The organism is Sphingobacterium kitahiroshimense (genome assembly GCF_025961315.1).
Lineage (GTDB): Bacteria > Bacteroidota > Bacteroidia > Sphingobacteriales > Sphingobacteriaceae > Sphingobacterium > Sphingobacterium anhuiense.
In genome coordinates, this window is sequence record NZ_JAOQNK010000001.1 from 951,748 (window position 1) to 967,252 (window position 15,505).

Sequence of the window (15,505 nt, forward strand, 5' to 3'; positions counted from 1 at the left end):
TTATAAAAAACACCAGCAAAAAGAGTCCATTTTATTGGACCCTTTTTTTGCGTTTTATAATCGGTATTGATACTATGTATTGACCGAACACCTATGCTGACAAATATTCTTCAGTATCCTGAATTTTAGCATAGAAAAATGACAATGCCGCTAGAAAAGCATGATGTACATCAGCAGCTTTTACATGCTGACCATTGATTTCTAGGTCACGAGTTGCACAGGCATCACTGATCACCGTACAATCAAACCCAAAATCAAATGCAGCGCGAGTACCAGCATCTACACACATATGGGTCATCATACCTGTAATCACAAGTTCAGTAACATTGTTCTCTTTCAGATATGCTAACAGATCAGTGTCACGAAAACTATTTGGATAATGCTTGGTAATTACTTTTTCGCCTTGCAATGGCTTTACATTATCGTGTATTTCAACACCACTGGTACCAGGTGCAAAAAATGGTGCACCTTCTGGAGATACATGCTGTACATGTACTACAGTCAAGTTCTCTTTTCTAAAGTGCTCAAGCAATTTTTTTGTATTTTCACTAGCAGGAATAGGGTTAACCAATTCCATAGCACCATTTTCAAAATAATCATTTTGAACGTCTATAATAATCAAAGCTTTACTCATAACTATTTTATTTATATTATTCTTCAAATTTAACGCTAAACTTAGGTCTAACTTATACCAGAATGAATTATTAAACTACCATTTTGATAAATAAACATTTAACCACAGCATCAGTTAGCAATTAAAGTATCGGTAATATTCCTGGTTCAATAAAAATAAACGGGCTGAAAAGTATTCTGTTTGGTTAACCAATTTTTATTTTAACAGTATAGCCTCTAAAGAAATATCAATCTTAAGAGCATTGCCGACCGGACACATTTCCTTGGCTTTCTGTGCAAAAACTTGGAACTGTTCTTCAGCTATTGCAGGAATTTTAGCTTGTAATGTCAAATTGGAATTGCTGATAACATTGTTGCTTATCACCAGCGAAATACTTGTCTCAATAGTGTCGGCAGAAAGTCCGTTTTCTCCGAGGATATAAGCCAATGTCATTGTATAACACGAAGCGTGAGCAGAAGCCAGCAATTCTTCCGGATTGCTAAAACTGCCATCATTTTTAGCGTAAGAAGGTTTAAATGCTATGCTATTCAATTTCGAATTTTCAATATCCAATTGTCCGTTTCCCTGTTTAAAACTTCCTTGCCAAACGGCTTTAACACTTGTTTTCATAAACTTAATTTTAATAAAATTTTATAGTACAAAGTTACCGGCTCTTAGAATTTCATACAATGGATATTGGGCACATTGTATAGGACATTTTGCCCATTCTTTAGTTTTTGCTTTGTATTTTTCTAAATTCAATAGGTGATTTTTCTGTTTGTATTTTAAAAAAACGGACAAAATAAGATTGGTCATCATATCCAAGCTGGACAGCAATCTCCTTTACCGTAAGATCTGTATTGGCAAGCAATCGCGGGGCACAAAATGCGCCCATCATATTTTCCATATAGATTGTAGATTCGATTTTAAATTATTTAAGATATCACTTACCAAAAAAATCATCATCCACAGACTGGTCATCTGAAAATGTCCAAACCTGAATTATTTTTCCGTCTTTTACTTCGAAAAGGTCAAGACCGCCCAAATCCATAACTTTAGTTTCCGTTTTTGCGGTAAACCAAACTGGAACTGCAATCAGATTTCCACTTTCCAACATATTTCCGTTGGGTTTCACAACCATATTCCCCGATGTGTGACTCATTATGCCCTGAAACATTTGGATAATTTCACTGAGATTATTCTTCAATCCGGCAAACTTATTGTCTCCCGGCTGACACCATCTAGTTTCTGGCGTAAATGATGAAAGTGCTTTTTCTAATTCACCCTTGCCCAATGCCTCAAAGTATGATGCAACAACTTCTTTCGCTTCCATATATTGGAATTTAATAACTATTTAATGAAATAATTTTTATTATCATGAGCCCATTGCGCTAACGAAGTCATTTCCACTGGAAGTTTTTCCAAGATTTCATTCATTTTCGAATTAAACTTAGGTGGAAATTCAGTTGCGTTCTGAAGATTCTCGTAATATGCTGCAACACTAGCTGCACCTGCTTCTCCCACAAACGGTTTTAATATATCACCAAATTCATTAGGTTTTTGAGGATAATACACAATTTCTTCATCTACTCCCTTAGAAAACTGCGTCGCCAGATCATTCCCTTTTAGGTTTTCCATACCACTGATTTTGAAAGCATCTGCTTTTAAATCAACATTATAAATAGCTTCAACGACAAAAGCGCTCACATCTCTAGAAGCAATCCACCCAATTGGCATGGCCTCAGGAGTAGGATAAGCCAATTTTTTCTCATTTGTTATAAACGGTGCACAAAATGCACCCATCATATTTTCCATATAGATAGTAGGTTCGATGATAACATAGTCCACTCCACTATTTTTCAAATAATCTCGAACATCCAATTTCACGTCATCTACCGGAGAACCTACTTTTTGAGACTCTAACCAACCACTTGTATTCCAAACAATTTTACTAACTCCATTTGCTTTCGCTGCATCAATCACATTTTTTGAATATTGTAAACCATCAAATGGATTCGGCAATGAAACAGGAATCATAAAAGCAATAGCATCAATACCTTGCGTAATTTCTAGGATTTTGGCTGCGTCATTCAGGTTTGCCAATACCGGTGTTGCACCTGCTTGAGTTAATTTTTCAAAACTTTTTTCTGAACTGGTCGCAGCAAATACTTCTGCACCTTTTTTCTTCGCTTCGCCAATTACATTGAACTGTTGTGAGCCCGTAGCTCCAAATACTAAAATTCTCATTTGCTAATATTTTTTTTCTATATCTTGATCAAATCTAATAATTAACTTACTTTTGCACAAGTACTTACCAAATAGTTTGGTACTTACCAAATGGTTAGAATAGCTGAATATCAATGGAAAAAAAATTAAAATCAACTGCTCCTTGTGACGAGAGGTGCCCTGTAAGAGCGTCATTATCTCTGTTGGCTGGAAAATGGACACTGATGATCCTGTTTCAGATCAACGAAAATACAGTGCGGTATGGCGAACTAAAAAGAACAGTGACCGGCATCAGTGAAAAGATGCTCATTCAAGAATTAAATATGCTGGTTGAGAATAAATTGGTGATTAAAAAAGTATATCATCAAGTTCCTCCCAAAGTGGAATATACACTAACCGAATTAGGATTGAAAACCCTGCCCATAGTTGATCAACTGGCTCAATTTGGTCTGGAAAATTTAGTTTAAGAATAAATTTAGAGATCACGACTACCATAGACGGAGCAAAAGGAAGTAATTTAATTCATTTTTACTAAAAAAAAGACCCCTATGCATGTTTACAATAACAAGTACAGGGATCTTCTCATTTATACATAGTTGATACTAGACTACAACTCATAAAATTGTCCATCATCTGGAACCAATACTTTCTCCGAGATATTTTCATCAGCAAGAAACTGCTTTAATTCTCTTCGAGATAATGTATTATGGTTTACACCCTCCATATGGCTTACCACCAAAGTTGCCTCAGGAACAGTCTCATGCACCTTTTTGATATCTAGTTTACCCATGATCAATGGGCCACCGCCAACGAACTGATTGTCACCTCCGTTTACAACTACAATGTCAGGAGTATGTCTTTCAAGTTCCTGCTGTACTCCTTCATACCAAACTGAATCTGTAATGAAGTACAATATTTTTTCTTCAATGTGCTTCATGACAAATCCATGTACATTTCCTGCTAATTTTAATGTTTCTCCAAATCCGTGCTGGGCCTGGGTCTGAAATAATTGAATTCCGTCTATCTCAGTTCCATCAGTAAGTACATCAACATTTGTGAAACCGGCAGATTCAACTTCCTTTTTATCAGCAGCATCCTGAACATAAATTTTTATATGTTTAGGTAGGATTTTTTTTGCAGCATCATCATAATGATCATAATGCAGGTGACTTAAAAATACGGCATCCAGATCTTCTAACAGCTCATCTATTGATACTGGCAGTTCTACTAAAGGGTTATCACGCTCATCACCACTTGCGGGATGTGGAAAAGCAGGTAATGTTCCTTTATCGGATAACATAGGGTCAATTAAAAATTTCTTACCACCATAATTAACAACCATTGTTGCATTTCTAATTTGTTGTAATTTCATATCAATTTATTTAAATGTGTCCTTCTAATTCTTTTCTACTTAAGTGAGTAAAGTCCAATCGTATTATTTTCACTATCTCTCAAGAGCGCTGAAAAGCCAAAGTGGGGAAGTTGCGTTTTTGAAGCGACAATCTCCACACCTTTTTCACGGGCTCTGGCCTCTTGGACCGCACAGTCATCGCAATTAAAGTAAATAACAGTTCCATTTGGTGAAGGTTTATTAAACTCCATTTTTACCAATGCACCTCCTGCTCCGGGATAGTGATCTTCCCATTCAAACATCTGCATCTGGCTCCCCCCCTTTGAAAGGTCAATAAAGTTTACATCATCAAAAACATACTGGTAAAAATCCATCGCCCGTTGGATATCTTCGACATATATCTCAAACCAGCCGCCAATATTTCTTCGTGTTTTCATTATGCTGTTTATAAAATAAAAGATTCTGTCTACTTCTTAGTTGATATATTGAAAAGCTTAAAATTTAATTCTAACTAATTTACGAACGAGTTTTAATAGTACGGCTTGACCTAAATCAATTTCTAATATTGATCTAGGTCAACATTCGATCTATTCGTCAAGGTTCTAGCTATTGAAAATCAAATGAAATCTGCAGCTCTTCTTCTTTATTTTCAGCCAGATCATTAAAAGGTAATTCCTGGCGGATGTCAGCTAAATTTACAATAGACGCAAGACCATCTTTCATAAAGACTGAAACATTCTCCTTATCCACCTGTCTAATAATATTTTCCACCCATTCTTTTTTAACAGTAACCTTACCTTTTCTGTTTCCTGTTTCCGGACCTATAACAATCCATTTGATATCGTGCAGGTCAAGCTCTCCTAGATCATTAAGCAATGGCTCGAATGTGATAAAATAATTTACAGCATTAATATTGCTTCTCAGCGCATCAATTCTTCGTTTTTCATTCTTTGCCGTAATTGTTGCTCCGATCCATACATTTTTAAGGTCGGTCTGGAAATGAATACGTTCTGGAAATTTCGTAAGAAATATAAAAATGTGCTGTGGAAAATCTTTGATGTAATCAAAAACAATTGTTCTCCACTCTTCGTGCCAATCTGAGAAATCACTCATACTTGTCATGAAGTAGATTTGGGATTTCTTAGTTTGCTTGATCTGTTTTAAACGATGTGGACTGAATTCGGGGATTTCAAAATCAGGAGTAATTTTAAATCTGTTGTTAATTTTTCGTGCATAACAATATACACACCCTGCAGTACATCCATTTACTGGATTAAGGGTTTTTATCAACTTACTTATATTAACAATTTCCATAATAAAAATAAATTTACTTTATTATGCAAATTTACGGACAAGGTTGCTCACGCGACGTAGAACCAGATCAAGAAATACTATTGATCCGGATCAATTTCCCATTAAAGGATTTCTAGCCCTTCGGCTTCTTAAGCGACTTATAAATTCGGCTGAGACACCGAGATAAGATGCTATATGTACCTGCGGTATTCTATTGATGAGGTCGGGATAATTGGATAAAAAATTGTAGTAACGGTCCTCAGCAGACAAACTGATATTCTCCAACATTCGATTTTGCAAGAGAACAAGGTTTTTCTCTGTGAGAATTCTAAAAATCCTATCAAATTTAGGTGCACTGAGATACAACTTTACAATATCCGCTCGACTGATCTGGAGTAATTCGGCATTTTCCAAAACATCAATGTTCAGCAACGATTTTTTTTCTTCGTAATAACTATCCAAATCATTGATCCAAGAACCTTCGGTCGCAAAAAGTAAGATATGTGGATTGTTATTTTCATCATCTTTATACATCCGCAGACAGCCGGAAAGTACAAAATTGAGATACTGACAGACGTCTCCTTCCTGAAGTACATACATTCGCTTCTTATAGAAACGCAAATGGAAGTATTGCCGGATCAAATCCTTTTCTTCTTCCTTCAATGGAATGATTGAATTAAAAAAATCAATCATTGTTGTAAATTTATCTTGCGTTTCCTGATGCATATACTAAAACTCCAACGGGTTAAACTTCCATAAATGTACAAAATAATAGATAATATTGTAACTCGTAATATCATGTTAGTGAGTTGCCAAAAAAGTTGTTAAAAAAACCTGCCATTGTTAAAAGGCAGGCTCTTAATAAGTACGATAAAAGATTATTTCTTAACATAAAAAAAACAGCAAACTGGTGTCCCGAATTCTCTTTTAACCGTGACCAACAAATAAGGATCAAAGTTTTAATAGCTACGACAAAAGGATTACCGAATTTCTCCTATACTAAATCGTCCGTTTGAACAAACAAGTTTTATTTAACGGCACTTATCTAGTTAATTGTAATCCTCTGTATCATATTTTTTCTCTGATATGTATTTGACAGAGTAAATATACGATCGACAAAGAATAGGCTTATCCAACAATAGATAAGCCTATTCTTTTAGACTATTTGCGTCGCATTCTTCCCAAAAGCCTACTCGTCATATAGCTGACCACTGTACCTAATGCCGCCATCAAAGCAGTTTGCATGACATCACCAAGAGAAAAGCTCGCCCAGATGGAACATAGCGTACCCCCTAAAGTACCGATCCGGATATCATTGCCTTTCATCCCGCACCTCCCTTTCTTTATTTCGAAGTATCTGCTCTGGTGGTGGTGACTCCTCCTCTCCTTTTTTGTCTTTATCATCCAGCACCGTCTCCACCACACCAAGACCCAATGCGATGTATTTAATAATATTCAATGCCTTTCCCGGCAGTTTAATCGGCGCCAACAAGACCACTTGCAACGCCGCACTTATTTTTTGAATTATCTTTTTCATTTATTTAATGTTAGAAGGTTAGAAAGTGAGTGAGTAGGTTAGTAATCAGCTAGGAAGTGAGATAGTTACAAGGTTAGAAACACACTCCGTTACTGCGTTACTCAGTCACTTGGTTACTCGTCACTGCGTTACTCGTTTACTGATCACTTCAATAAACACCTCTCCGTTCACCATCATCTCCACCAGTTTCTCATAGAGCGCTACGTACGCCTTTTTAGATTGATAGATCTCGTAATCGCCATCCACTAAGGCCATCTTATTTCCAACCAGCACACAGCCGGACGTATCCCCGATATGATTACCGATATGAATATAGACGTACTTAAAATTCGGGATATCCATGATCTCGATCATCCCACAGTGGATTTTCGGAAATTTTCTTGAATAGCGCGCGTTCATCTCGCCGTAAGTATTCAGGCCAAGTCGGTATTTACCAGCAGGAATAGCAGTGCTCCCTTTTATTTTAGTTTTACGGACAGCATCTTCCAGACCATAGCCGACAAACTGTCCATCGAGATACAGTTCAGACAAGGTACTTTCCTTCCCTTGCTTGACACGGATTAATGTTAAATTCATGGAATTTGATTTTTAGAGATTAGGGAGGCAAACCAAGGGTTCACCTCCCTAAAAACAGAGCTACATGTTATGCTAATACCAGCTGACCCAGGTAAAAACTCAATGAAGTTTTGACACCATCACGGTGCCCCGTGAAGATCCAGCCTTCCAAAGTATCACCAGAATAACTTGCCGGTAAAGGCAGCGATAAGGTCGCATCCAACCGCGTTCCGGACTCCATAATACTGAAGAAATTCTTCGTCCTATTGTACATAAGAAGCACTACTGAATCGTCAGCGAAAGCATTGAACTTGTTAATTTCCGGAGACCAGGAAAGCTCCAGCTCGCCAGCATTGATTTCCGCCCATGCTACGCCCATTAAATTGGAAAGAGCACCTTTGGAGATCACCACTTTCGAATAGTCAATTTCCAGGCTTGGATAGACACCCGAGATACCGTTGCTAAGCACTGCCTGCAGCGCTTTGTTATATCCCGTCGCCTTGCCCTGCAGCTTATCCGAATAACCCAGGTTGAGTAGATCTTTGATCGGTGATAAAAAAGCTACGGCCAGAGCAAACTTTGTGCGCTGAGCAATTTGTCCATTTGTTGCTTTTTTCCCCGTAAATTTAGGTAGCGATTTGACATAATCTACGCTTCTCCATGAGCTTCCCACTACACTTCCCACTTTACCCGAATATGCTCCTACAATTCCTTTTAAAAATCTTGCCATTGTTCTAATTTTCAATTGTTTACACTATAACCTGCATGCCGGTTTTTACTGATATCGAGAGCTAAATTAGGGGCGAAAACACGAAAATACGAGTGATGACAGGGCATGATAGCACATGATAGGAAAGACTTTCATTCTCTGTCATAAATAGAAAAGTAAAAGGTGTAAATATTAAAAATAGCGACACATAAAGCAAAAATATTCGACTGCTTTTCGACTAAAGTTTGACCTAGTCAGCAGGCTGAGTCGAGGTTGCTTCGACCATTTATCGGCAAGTGTTCGACTGGGCTTCGGCAACTTGTCGAAGCCCAGTCGAACAGCAGTCGAACAGCAGTCGAACCTCACCCGAGCAAGTCCCGAGCAAGTCCCGAACCTGTCTCGAATACTTCTCGAACACCTCTCGAAGCTCTCTCGAACAGGAGTCAAACAGCAGTCGAAGAACTAGAGCCGACCTTTCAACTTGCATTTTGCGATTTGATCCTGCAAATCAAATAAATAATAATAGTGGCGCTTGCCTTTTTTCCTAGGTTGAAGCTCTCCATTCTCCACCCATCGGTAATAAGTTGACTCTGATATATTTAGTATCTTCATTACCTGTCCTATATCTAACAGTTTAATCTCTCGCTGGTGCTGATCAGTGTCAACTGTTTTTTCACGTTCTTCTGCGAGTTGATTATAGTTTTCTATGAGTCGGATAATTGTTTGTAGATGAGCAGTAACTATTGTAAATTGATTATAGAGCGCTTTTATTTCTTTCAGAATTTGATAGATATCTTGAATACATTGAAGTATATTTAGTAACCATTTTTTCATTATTCAATATGTTTGCGGCTGTTCGATAAACAGCATAGTGATACCGGCCCCAGCGCAAAATGTCCGGAACTGGCAAGTTAAACCATCAAACTTGCAATCTATATTTTCGCCTAATCGGCCAAATCATCCGTCCCGCGCATATACCAGGTTTTAAAAAATCTTGTTACTGTTTCACTTAAAGTCGTTTTCAAATGAAACGGTGGATCTAATTCCAGTTCAATATTATAGTTGCTCAATATTTTATAAGATTTAACAGAACTGCGGTTAATAATAAGGTGCCGGCTTGCCAAAAAAAATTGATCCGAAGGCAACACTTTACTTAATTCAGAGAGCGTCAACCCTTCAAACATGGTTTTACCCCGAACCTCACTTTGGATGTAGCGAATCTTTTGTTCACTATAGATATAATTAATATCGGTTAGATCAATGCCATCTAATTCCTGTAGATATTGCTTTTCAGGAGCCGGACTATCCATTTCGAGTTTGCGGACAGCAACTTCTTGCAATAATTTGATATATTCCGATTCTAAGAGCACTGTAAGCTTTTCAGATCGATGCCGGCCTTGCACGCTACTAACAAAAAAGTAAATCAGGAACAGTACAATCTGAACAAATACAGTAGACAAAAGGACAAAATAAATGTCAACACTAAAGTAAGAGGTATTGCCCAACCATCTGCCGCTATTTGCATACACGATCACCGTTGCCGAGAAGATTGCAGTAAACAAACTTAAGCCCCCACTGATCAAGAATTGTAAAACAAAATACCATGAATAATGCGCAACTTTTGACTGATGATATGGAACAAACTTCGATACTAACCTGCTGGATTGATAAGAGACTAGCAAAAAAAGTGCGACAGAGGCAATGCTGATACTTAGATTTTTAATCAGATATTGATCATCTAAAATTTCGAATAAGCTTTCGTGCTCATTGATGAGATACATCACAAGACCACCTGCAACACTGAGCAGAATCAATACGAGCCACATGGTTTTTTTTTACAGTTCGCTTCATAACATGAGGTTAACTACATTTCAATGTTCTGTTATAATTTTGACTAAAAATAGTTGAAGATAAAATTGATAATACTATACATAAATTTAGGATTAACTCAAAGATAATTAAATGAGCTTAGATAAGCAAAATACATTCGTAATTAAAAAATAGGAAACAATATATCAATTACGCAGGAAATTGCAGCAGTCACTTTGTTGTTTTTATCAATTTTATGTTTTCCCTTTTCGGTATTTATTCTTTCCCTATTCGGTAAAAAACCCATTTTAACTATTTGCAAACCCATAATAGTAAACCGAAATTTAAGAATCTTAAAAAAACAAAACTAAAATGGAAAAGAAAGAATTTACACCCGAAGGTGTTCGAGTATGGAATCTCGAATTTTACGCACAAAATGATTTTCAAAAAAAACAACAGATTCAAGCACTTCAGCAGTCATTCAGGCTTACATTAAAATCCATGTTTTACTTTACAAGCGAGCAGGAAGAATGGTTAGATGCACTGGATGATGATTTTATTTTCGTTATAAGCAACCAGCTTACACTCACCTTAACACTTGAATTGCCGATAAGACTGGTCAAACCTGAAAAGCCTGGTCCAGGTGTCAGTGTGTTAGGAGTAAAAAGAGGTGAGTCACACAATCCCATTAACAGCAGTGCTGCTACTGGTGAAGCACTTCAAGCTGAGGGAGAATTTGTCTTTGTAATCAGCTATTAATAAATGACCTTGCGATCGATGTTATTTCCATCCCGCCATACCAGGTAAATGTGTATTTGAACATCAAAAATTTCAACAAAAATAAAGCAACGGAACGAAACAAGCGTTCCGTTGCTTTATAAAAAAAGACCTAAACAATCTGACCAGATATAAATTAACAAAAGTCTATTATGAAAAGAACCATTACTTTAAACCTACCCTTCGGGGCAAAGGAAGTGATGAACCCAAAAGTAGAAATCAGCTATATCATGCGCAATACAGAGACATATTATTGGGAGTTTGACGGCAACCTGGTTGCCGAACAGACTTTCGATGGACGATATGCCTACCTTCATTATTTCGAATTTTGGATCAGTAAAGCAACTACTGTCACTTTTCGATCCCATGCACCAGATCTCCACCTGTGCTATCCGATTGAAATTGGCGAGCAGCCACTGATCATGCATGATGAGCTGCTTGATATCAAGTTAACCCTGAACCAAAATAGAGCATCTTATCTCTACCTAGCCGTTGCGGACTTTCACTTAGAGCTACCCATTGGACATTACATCGTGAGAGGCATCACACTCGATGCCGGTCTGTTCCGTCCCAACATTGCGCGGAGCTTTGAATTTGTTATGCCTCTAGTGGAGGCAAAGCGTACCGGCAATAGTATTTCGATGCAGAGTGTGGATTTCTTGATCGGCACATTAACGAAATACGAGCTCGATGCGATATTCCAGAATCTAAACCCCAAAGTGTTGGACAATGAGCATATTTTGATTCGGCACCAGATTTACTTGATCAAATTATCAAGACTCAAAATCATGATGGGAGACGGATCCATCAATACACCGCTTACTATTATCAAACATGTCCGGGAAATATTGAGACTCATTATTGACCAATACGGCAACAAAGCTCTTATCGGAGACCTCGCAGAAAGTGTACAGGTAGACCGCAGCCGGCTCTATAAACTTCATAAAGAATATTACCACTGCAGCCTGTCAACCTACCGCAATGAACTGCTGGTTGAAAGGATATTACGAGAATACGATCATTTTCACAATAACCTATCGGGTCTTGCCTATGAATTGAATTTCGCAGGGCTTAGTGAACTCAACCGTTTTTTCAAAAAGATGAAAGGACAATCCCTTGCGCAATATCAAAAACACTAAAAAGAAAGCACAAAGCCTCTACCCCACCACTCGCCCCTAACAACATATAGCTCAGTCAATGGACACATACAGCCTAACACTCACCTACTATTACCCTCTATCTTTGATTTAGGTTAGAATTGAGAAAGCAATAGTTAGGAACTGTTGACAACATATAGCTTACTCAAAGACAACATTCAGCCTAACGCGCACCTACTTATGTGCTCTATCTTTGATAAAGATTGTATAAGAGTTAGAAAATAGAGAAGGTCGGAGAAAATTGAAAAGGCTAGATATTGTAATGTTTAGAGAGTTAAAAAATAAAAGGTTGGTTTATATAATTGAAATAATGTCATGATTAACAGAACAGGTATCAAAAGATACCGTCGCAAATTTGCGACATTCCCCGGTGGCCGGGGCAGGAAATAAAAGTCCACTTTAATATAAAAAAGCCTCCGATGCGCGGAAGCTCTTATGTGGCCAGCCTGTTATACACAGGTAGACCGATTTGAACCGATATGAATATACGAAATATTTATGTCATAATAAAAACTTAAAACTTGTCAATTATGAGTTGGTTTCCATTCACAGGGTCAGATCCATCGGATCCCACCCATTATTCATCACCAGTTCCGACACAACCTAGTTGTCCTGGAGCTACACAACAAATGTGCGCGCTACAAGCCTCTGCCGACAGTAATAACGAACCTATAATCACCGATGCTTTAAAAAATGAAATCATTAATTCATTACAAAATCAGGTGAATGGTACGAATGTCAAATTAAAAGCGAGATAAGTCTTTTATAGACATTTACAACATAAGCGTTCGCTAAATTTAGAATAGGGTATGAATCATCATACCCTATATTTTTATCCTTTATTTAATCTCTTCAATAACCAATACTTCCTGTTCCCCTATTCCAATCTCAGCTTTAATACCATAATTAGCAAGCTGGTCATTTAATTCTTCCAGATTACTATATTTCTCCAATATTATTTTCTCATTACTTTTGACCATATCCAAAACAGGAGGATATTTACCACTCATATCTGTCATTACTGCTAGAACGGAACTATTATCATAATTCATCACCTTTGCTCCCGGTTGTCTTAAATATGGTTTTATTTCGCAGGGTTTTAAAATAAGACTTTCAATATTTTTCATTGTTCTGTAAGTACGAATCCCAAGAAAACTATATAAGTCATTTAAAACAATATGCGCTTGAGCCGAATCAGATCTTAAAACTGGATCCAAACGTTCATATGATATCGCGTTTTGCACTTCCCAAATATCACCCAGATTCGATAAATCTTCATAACGATCGGGATTTTTCACTTTCAGTATCAATCGTTCTGGTCTTGGAATGTAATTAGGCATTTTAATCTTTGCCCAACTTGATAAAACTGCACTATAAATGGAGACATTATAAAAAGATATTTTTTGTAAACCCGATACACTATCTCTTTGATTTTTAAAGGATTCAAATGGTACACCATTTTGATAACCAGACAGCATGACCATTCCCTTTATTTGCATTTCATTTTTAGCTTGTCCCAACAGATTCACCTTACCAAAATCATCCTTTAGTGGAAGATCTATCCTGCCATTATTAATAAGGGCAAGAACATTATCCTCTGTCACCAATTTATTACCCGTTATGGCCTGTACTTTTCCTTTGTACAGAAAAACAACATGTGGTGCACTCTGATGCGGAAAGAGTTCTTTTAAATAGGAATCACTATAGATAACTGGTAGATTGACTTTATTTTCTTTTAAAAAAGCATTATTTGCAAAAAATTTATCCAATATTTCCTTATCCTGCCAGGCAATATTAATAATCTGCAGTTTACTCTTTAATTTATCTTGTAATTGTTGCAGTTTCGGCATCGATTGAATACAAGTGCCACAAAAGGTATCAAAGAAATCTAAAATTATAACTTTATTTTCCGTTGCATCCAAATCGATCACATTTCCTGTACCACGCATCTTCTGTATTTCGTTTGGTGGGATAAATGTATCTCCCACTTTAAGGGCTTTGCTCAAATCTATATTTTTACCTGCCTGCGCATATAAAGTACTTGTCATTATAAATAAGAAGAATGATAAGAGGAATAATTTTAATTTTTTCATGTTCATTTTATTATAGATTAACGGATATTTTGCGGTAGTTTTCCTACGAGAACTACTGATTGAGGTAGTCGAAAAGCATATTTACGGCTATTCGGTTCAAGTAGATATTCTATATTATTCACTACTCTTTTTAATGTTTTTTGAAATCTCGGATCTAGGTTTAACCTTTTTAAGTCAGACCATCTACGGCCTCGAAATAATAATTCCTTTTTTCTTTCTTGAAGTATCAGATGCAAAAGTGCATTCGGATTATTTTCTGTAATTGCTACAAAATGACTTTTATCGATTCTATTCTCAAGCAGAGAGTTTAGCAACTGTCTTGCCTCTTCTATTTGTCCAATCTGACAAGCTGCTTCGGCTTTAATTAAATAGATTTCACTTGTCGTTAAACCAACGAATAAATTAGCCATCGATTTATCGTAACTACCTTTATAACTATAAGAATCCAAGGGATAAGTATTTTTACGAAAGAAGATATACTTCCTTATGTCATAAGTCGAGTAACTCCTATATAGAATGGAATCAACCAAACCATTATTCAGATGCATTGGACCGGAAGTTACTGAGATTGCGGCAAATAGGACCTCCACATTAAACCGGTTAATCGGTAACGTTTCTGTTTGATTCAGTTTACTAAAGTCCATGAGTTCTGCCTGCAATTGCAAACAGGAATCTGCATATTTATATGCTTGCTGATAGTTGCGCATTACTAAATATGTTCTCGCTAAACCGGCATATGCCGATGCCCGAAAAGGTCTACCCTTAATCGATTCGCTGATTGGTAATTTGTGTGCTGCAATGTTATAATCTTGGATTATTTGATCATAACTTTGTTGTAACGAAGCACGCGTAGACGTTTCATCAATACCAGGAACCAATCTTAGTGGAATTCCCATTTCTGTGGTAGCTGTCTCCTTTTGATAAGTCGGTGCGTATACCTCCACTAATTGATGAAATGCAAAAGCTCGATAGAAATGAGCTATACCTGAAAGATTTGTCGCTTTTTCACTTTTTCCCTCGAAACCTAATTTGTTTATAATTTCCAACACTTGATTAGCATTAAAAATAGTTTTATACGGTCTTTGCCATTGTGCCGTTTCATCATAATTTGCATCTTTCCAGGTATATGCATTACGTTGGTCAATATTCAGTTTGCCGTCAAAAGTCTCTGGAGTTATATAATACTCGTCTGCAGACCATTCCCCAAATATTGGATAACCGGCATTCATTGTATTATAGTCATTCAGTAAGAGCTCAGCATCTGTCAAACTTTTAGGGATGACCATTTTAACATCAGGTTTAACATCAAGAAAGTTATTGCAGCTTCCAAATAGTAGCATAACAGATATGCTAAAAATAAATTGATAGATCTTCATGATAAATAT

General features: G+C 36.9%; 20 protein-coding genes. 4 read left to right on the forward strand and 16 right to left on the reverse strand.

The genetic code is table 11. The features are described 5' to 3' along the window. Positions 1 to 91 precede the first annotated feature (91 nt). The 5 genes from M2265_RS04190 to M2265_RS04210 all read right to left on the reverse strand — a co-directional run bounded on the left by M2265_RS04190 (position 92) and on the right by M2265_RS04210 (position 2,860). Positions 92 to 634 (reverse strand): cysteine hydrolase family protein, encoded by a 543-nt coding sequence (locus M2265_RS04190; RefSeq protein WP_132767556.1) that lies wholly within the window; start codon positions 632 to 634, stop codon positions 92 to 94. Between the two features lie 195 nt (positions 635 to 829). Next, the gene (locus M2265_RS04195; RefSeq protein ID WP_132767554.1) at positions 830 to 1,243 is read right to left on the reverse strand and encodes an OsmC family peroxiredoxin; all 414 of its coding nucleotides are present in this window, start codon (positions 1,241 to 1,243) and stop codon (positions 830 to 832) included. Positions 1,244 to 1,343: 100 nt separating this feature from the next. Then, entirely contained in the window at positions 1,344 to 1,520 is a 177-nt protein-coding gene (locus M2265_RS04200; RefSeq protein ID WP_132767552.1) for a helix-turn-helix domain-containing protein, read from the reverse strand. 36 nt (positions 1,521 to 1,556) lie between these two features. Further along, the gene (locus M2265_RS04205) at positions 1,557 to 1,946 is read right to left on the reverse strand and encodes a nuclear transport factor 2 family protein (RefSeq protein WP_132767550.1); all 390 of its coding nucleotides are present in this window, start codon (positions 1,944 to 1,946) and stop codon (positions 1,557 to 1,559) included. A 17-nt stretch (positions 1,947 to 1,963) separates the two neighbouring features. Then, positions 1,964 to 2,860 (reverse strand): SDR family oxidoreductase, encoded by an 897-nt coding sequence (locus M2265_RS04210; RefSeq protein WP_132767548.1) that lies wholly within the window; start codon positions 2,858 to 2,860, stop codon positions 1,964 to 1,966. Between the two features lie 113 nt (positions 2,861 to 2,973). Here M2265_RS04210 and M2265_RS04215 point away from each other — a divergent pair, with 113 nt between their 5' ends. Continuing rightward, the gene (locus tag M2265_RS04215) at positions 2,974 to 3,306 is read left to right on the forward strand and encodes a winged helix-turn-helix transcriptional regulator (RefSeq protein ID WP_108160939.1); all 333 of its coding nucleotides are present in this window, start codon (positions 2,974 to 2,976) and stop codon (positions 3,304 to 3,306) included. A 140-nt stretch (positions 3,307 to 3,446) separates the two neighbouring features. Here the strand turns inward: M2265_RS04215 and M2265_RS04220 are convergent, their stop codons facing one another. The 9 genes from M2265_RS04220 to M2265_RS04260 form a co-directional block, all read right to left on the reverse strand. Beyond that, a complete protein-coding gene (locus tag M2265_RS04220) occupies positions 3,447 to 4,211 on the reverse strand; it encodes an MBL fold metallo-hydrolase (protein ID WP_132767547.1) in 765 nt (254 codons plus the stop codon). A 35-nt stretch (positions 4,212 to 4,246) separates the two neighbouring features. Continuing rightward, positions 4,247 to 4,627, reverse strand: a complete 381-nt coding sequence (locus tag M2265_RS04225) for a VOC family protein (protein ID WP_132767545.1) — start codon at positions 4,625 to 4,627, stop codon at positions 4,247 to 4,249. A gap of 169 nt (positions 4,628 to 4,796) precedes the next feature. Beyond that, positions 4,797 to 5,504 (reverse strand): DUF5131 family protein, encoded by a 708-nt coding sequence (locus M2265_RS04230; protein ID WP_132767543.1) that lies wholly within the window; start codon positions 5,502 to 5,504, stop codon positions 4,797 to 4,799. A 90-nt stretch (positions 5,505 to 5,594) separates the two neighbouring features. Continuing rightward, entirely contained in the window at positions 5,595 to 6,176 is a 582-nt protein-coding gene (locus M2265_RS04235; protein WP_207902328.1) for a Crp/Fnr family transcriptional regulator, read from the reverse strand. Between the two features lie 619 nt (positions 6,177 to 6,795). Next, entirely contained in the window at positions 6,796 to 7,020 is a 225-nt protein-coding gene (locus tag M2265_RS04240) for a hypothetical protein (RefSeq protein WP_132767539.1), read from the reverse strand. Positions 7,021 to 7,140: 120 nt separating this feature from the next. Then, positions 7,141 to 7,596 (reverse strand): DUF5675 family protein, encoded by a 456-nt coding sequence (locus M2265_RS04245; RefSeq protein ID WP_132767537.1) that lies wholly within the window; start codon positions 7,594 to 7,596, stop codon positions 7,141 to 7,143. Positions 7,597 to 7,663: 67 nt separating this feature from the next. Then, a complete protein-coding gene (locus M2265_RS04250; protein ID WP_132767535.1) occupies positions 7,664 to 8,305 on the reverse strand; it encodes a DUF6266 family protein in 642 nt (213 codons plus the stop codon). Between the two features lie 441 nt (positions 8,306 to 8,746). Then, entirely contained in the window at positions 8,747 to 9,118 is a 372-nt protein-coding gene (locus M2265_RS04255) for a helix-turn-helix domain-containing protein (RefSeq protein ID WP_132767533.1), read from the reverse strand. 110 nt (positions 9,119 to 9,228) lie between these two features. After that, on the reverse strand, positions 9,229 to 10,110 hold the full coding sequence (locus tag M2265_RS04260) for a LytTR family transcriptional regulator DNA-binding domain-containing protein (RefSeq protein ID WP_264599340.1): 882 nt from the start codon (positions 10,108 to 10,110) through the stop codon (positions 9,229 to 9,231). A 355-nt stretch (positions 10,111 to 10,465) separates the two neighbouring features. Here M2265_RS04260 and M2265_RS04265 point away from each other — a divergent pair, with 355 nt between their 5' ends. The 3 genes from M2265_RS04265 (at position 10,466) to M2265_RS04275 (ending at position 12,785) form a co-directional block, all read left to right on the forward strand. Next, positions 10,466 to 10,852 (forward strand): hypothetical protein, encoded by a 387-nt coding sequence (locus M2265_RS04265; protein ID WP_132767529.1) that lies wholly within the window; start codon positions 10,466 to 10,468, stop codon positions 10,850 to 10,852. 170 nt (positions 10,853 to 11,022) lie between these two features. After that, a complete protein-coding gene (locus M2265_RS04270) occupies positions 11,023 to 12,009 on the forward strand; it encodes a helix-turn-helix domain-containing protein (protein ID WP_132767527.1) in 987 nt (328 codons plus the stop codon). A 548-nt stretch (positions 12,010 to 12,557) separates the two neighbouring features. Further along, entirely contained in the window at positions 12,558 to 12,785 is a 228-nt protein-coding gene (locus M2265_RS04275) for a hypothetical protein (protein WP_132767525.1), read from the forward strand. Positions 12,786 to 12,866: 81 nt separating this feature from the next. Here the strand turns inward: M2265_RS04275 and M2265_RS04280 are convergent, their stop codons facing one another. Together M2265_RS04280 and M2265_RS04285 are read right to left on the reverse strand one after the other, a co-directional pair. After that, entirely contained in the window at positions 12,867 to 14,120 is a 1,254-nt protein-coding gene (locus tag M2265_RS04280) for a TlpA family protein disulfide reductase (RefSeq protein ID WP_165905812.1), read from the reverse strand. A 17-nt stretch (positions 14,121 to 14,137) separates the two neighbouring features. Continuing rightward, a complete protein-coding gene (locus M2265_RS04285; protein ID WP_132767521.1) occupies positions 14,138 to 15,496 on the reverse strand; it encodes a RagB/SusD family nutrient uptake outer membrane protein in 1,359 nt (452 codons plus the stop codon). Between the last annotated feature and the right edge of the window lie 9 nt (positions 15,497 to 15,505).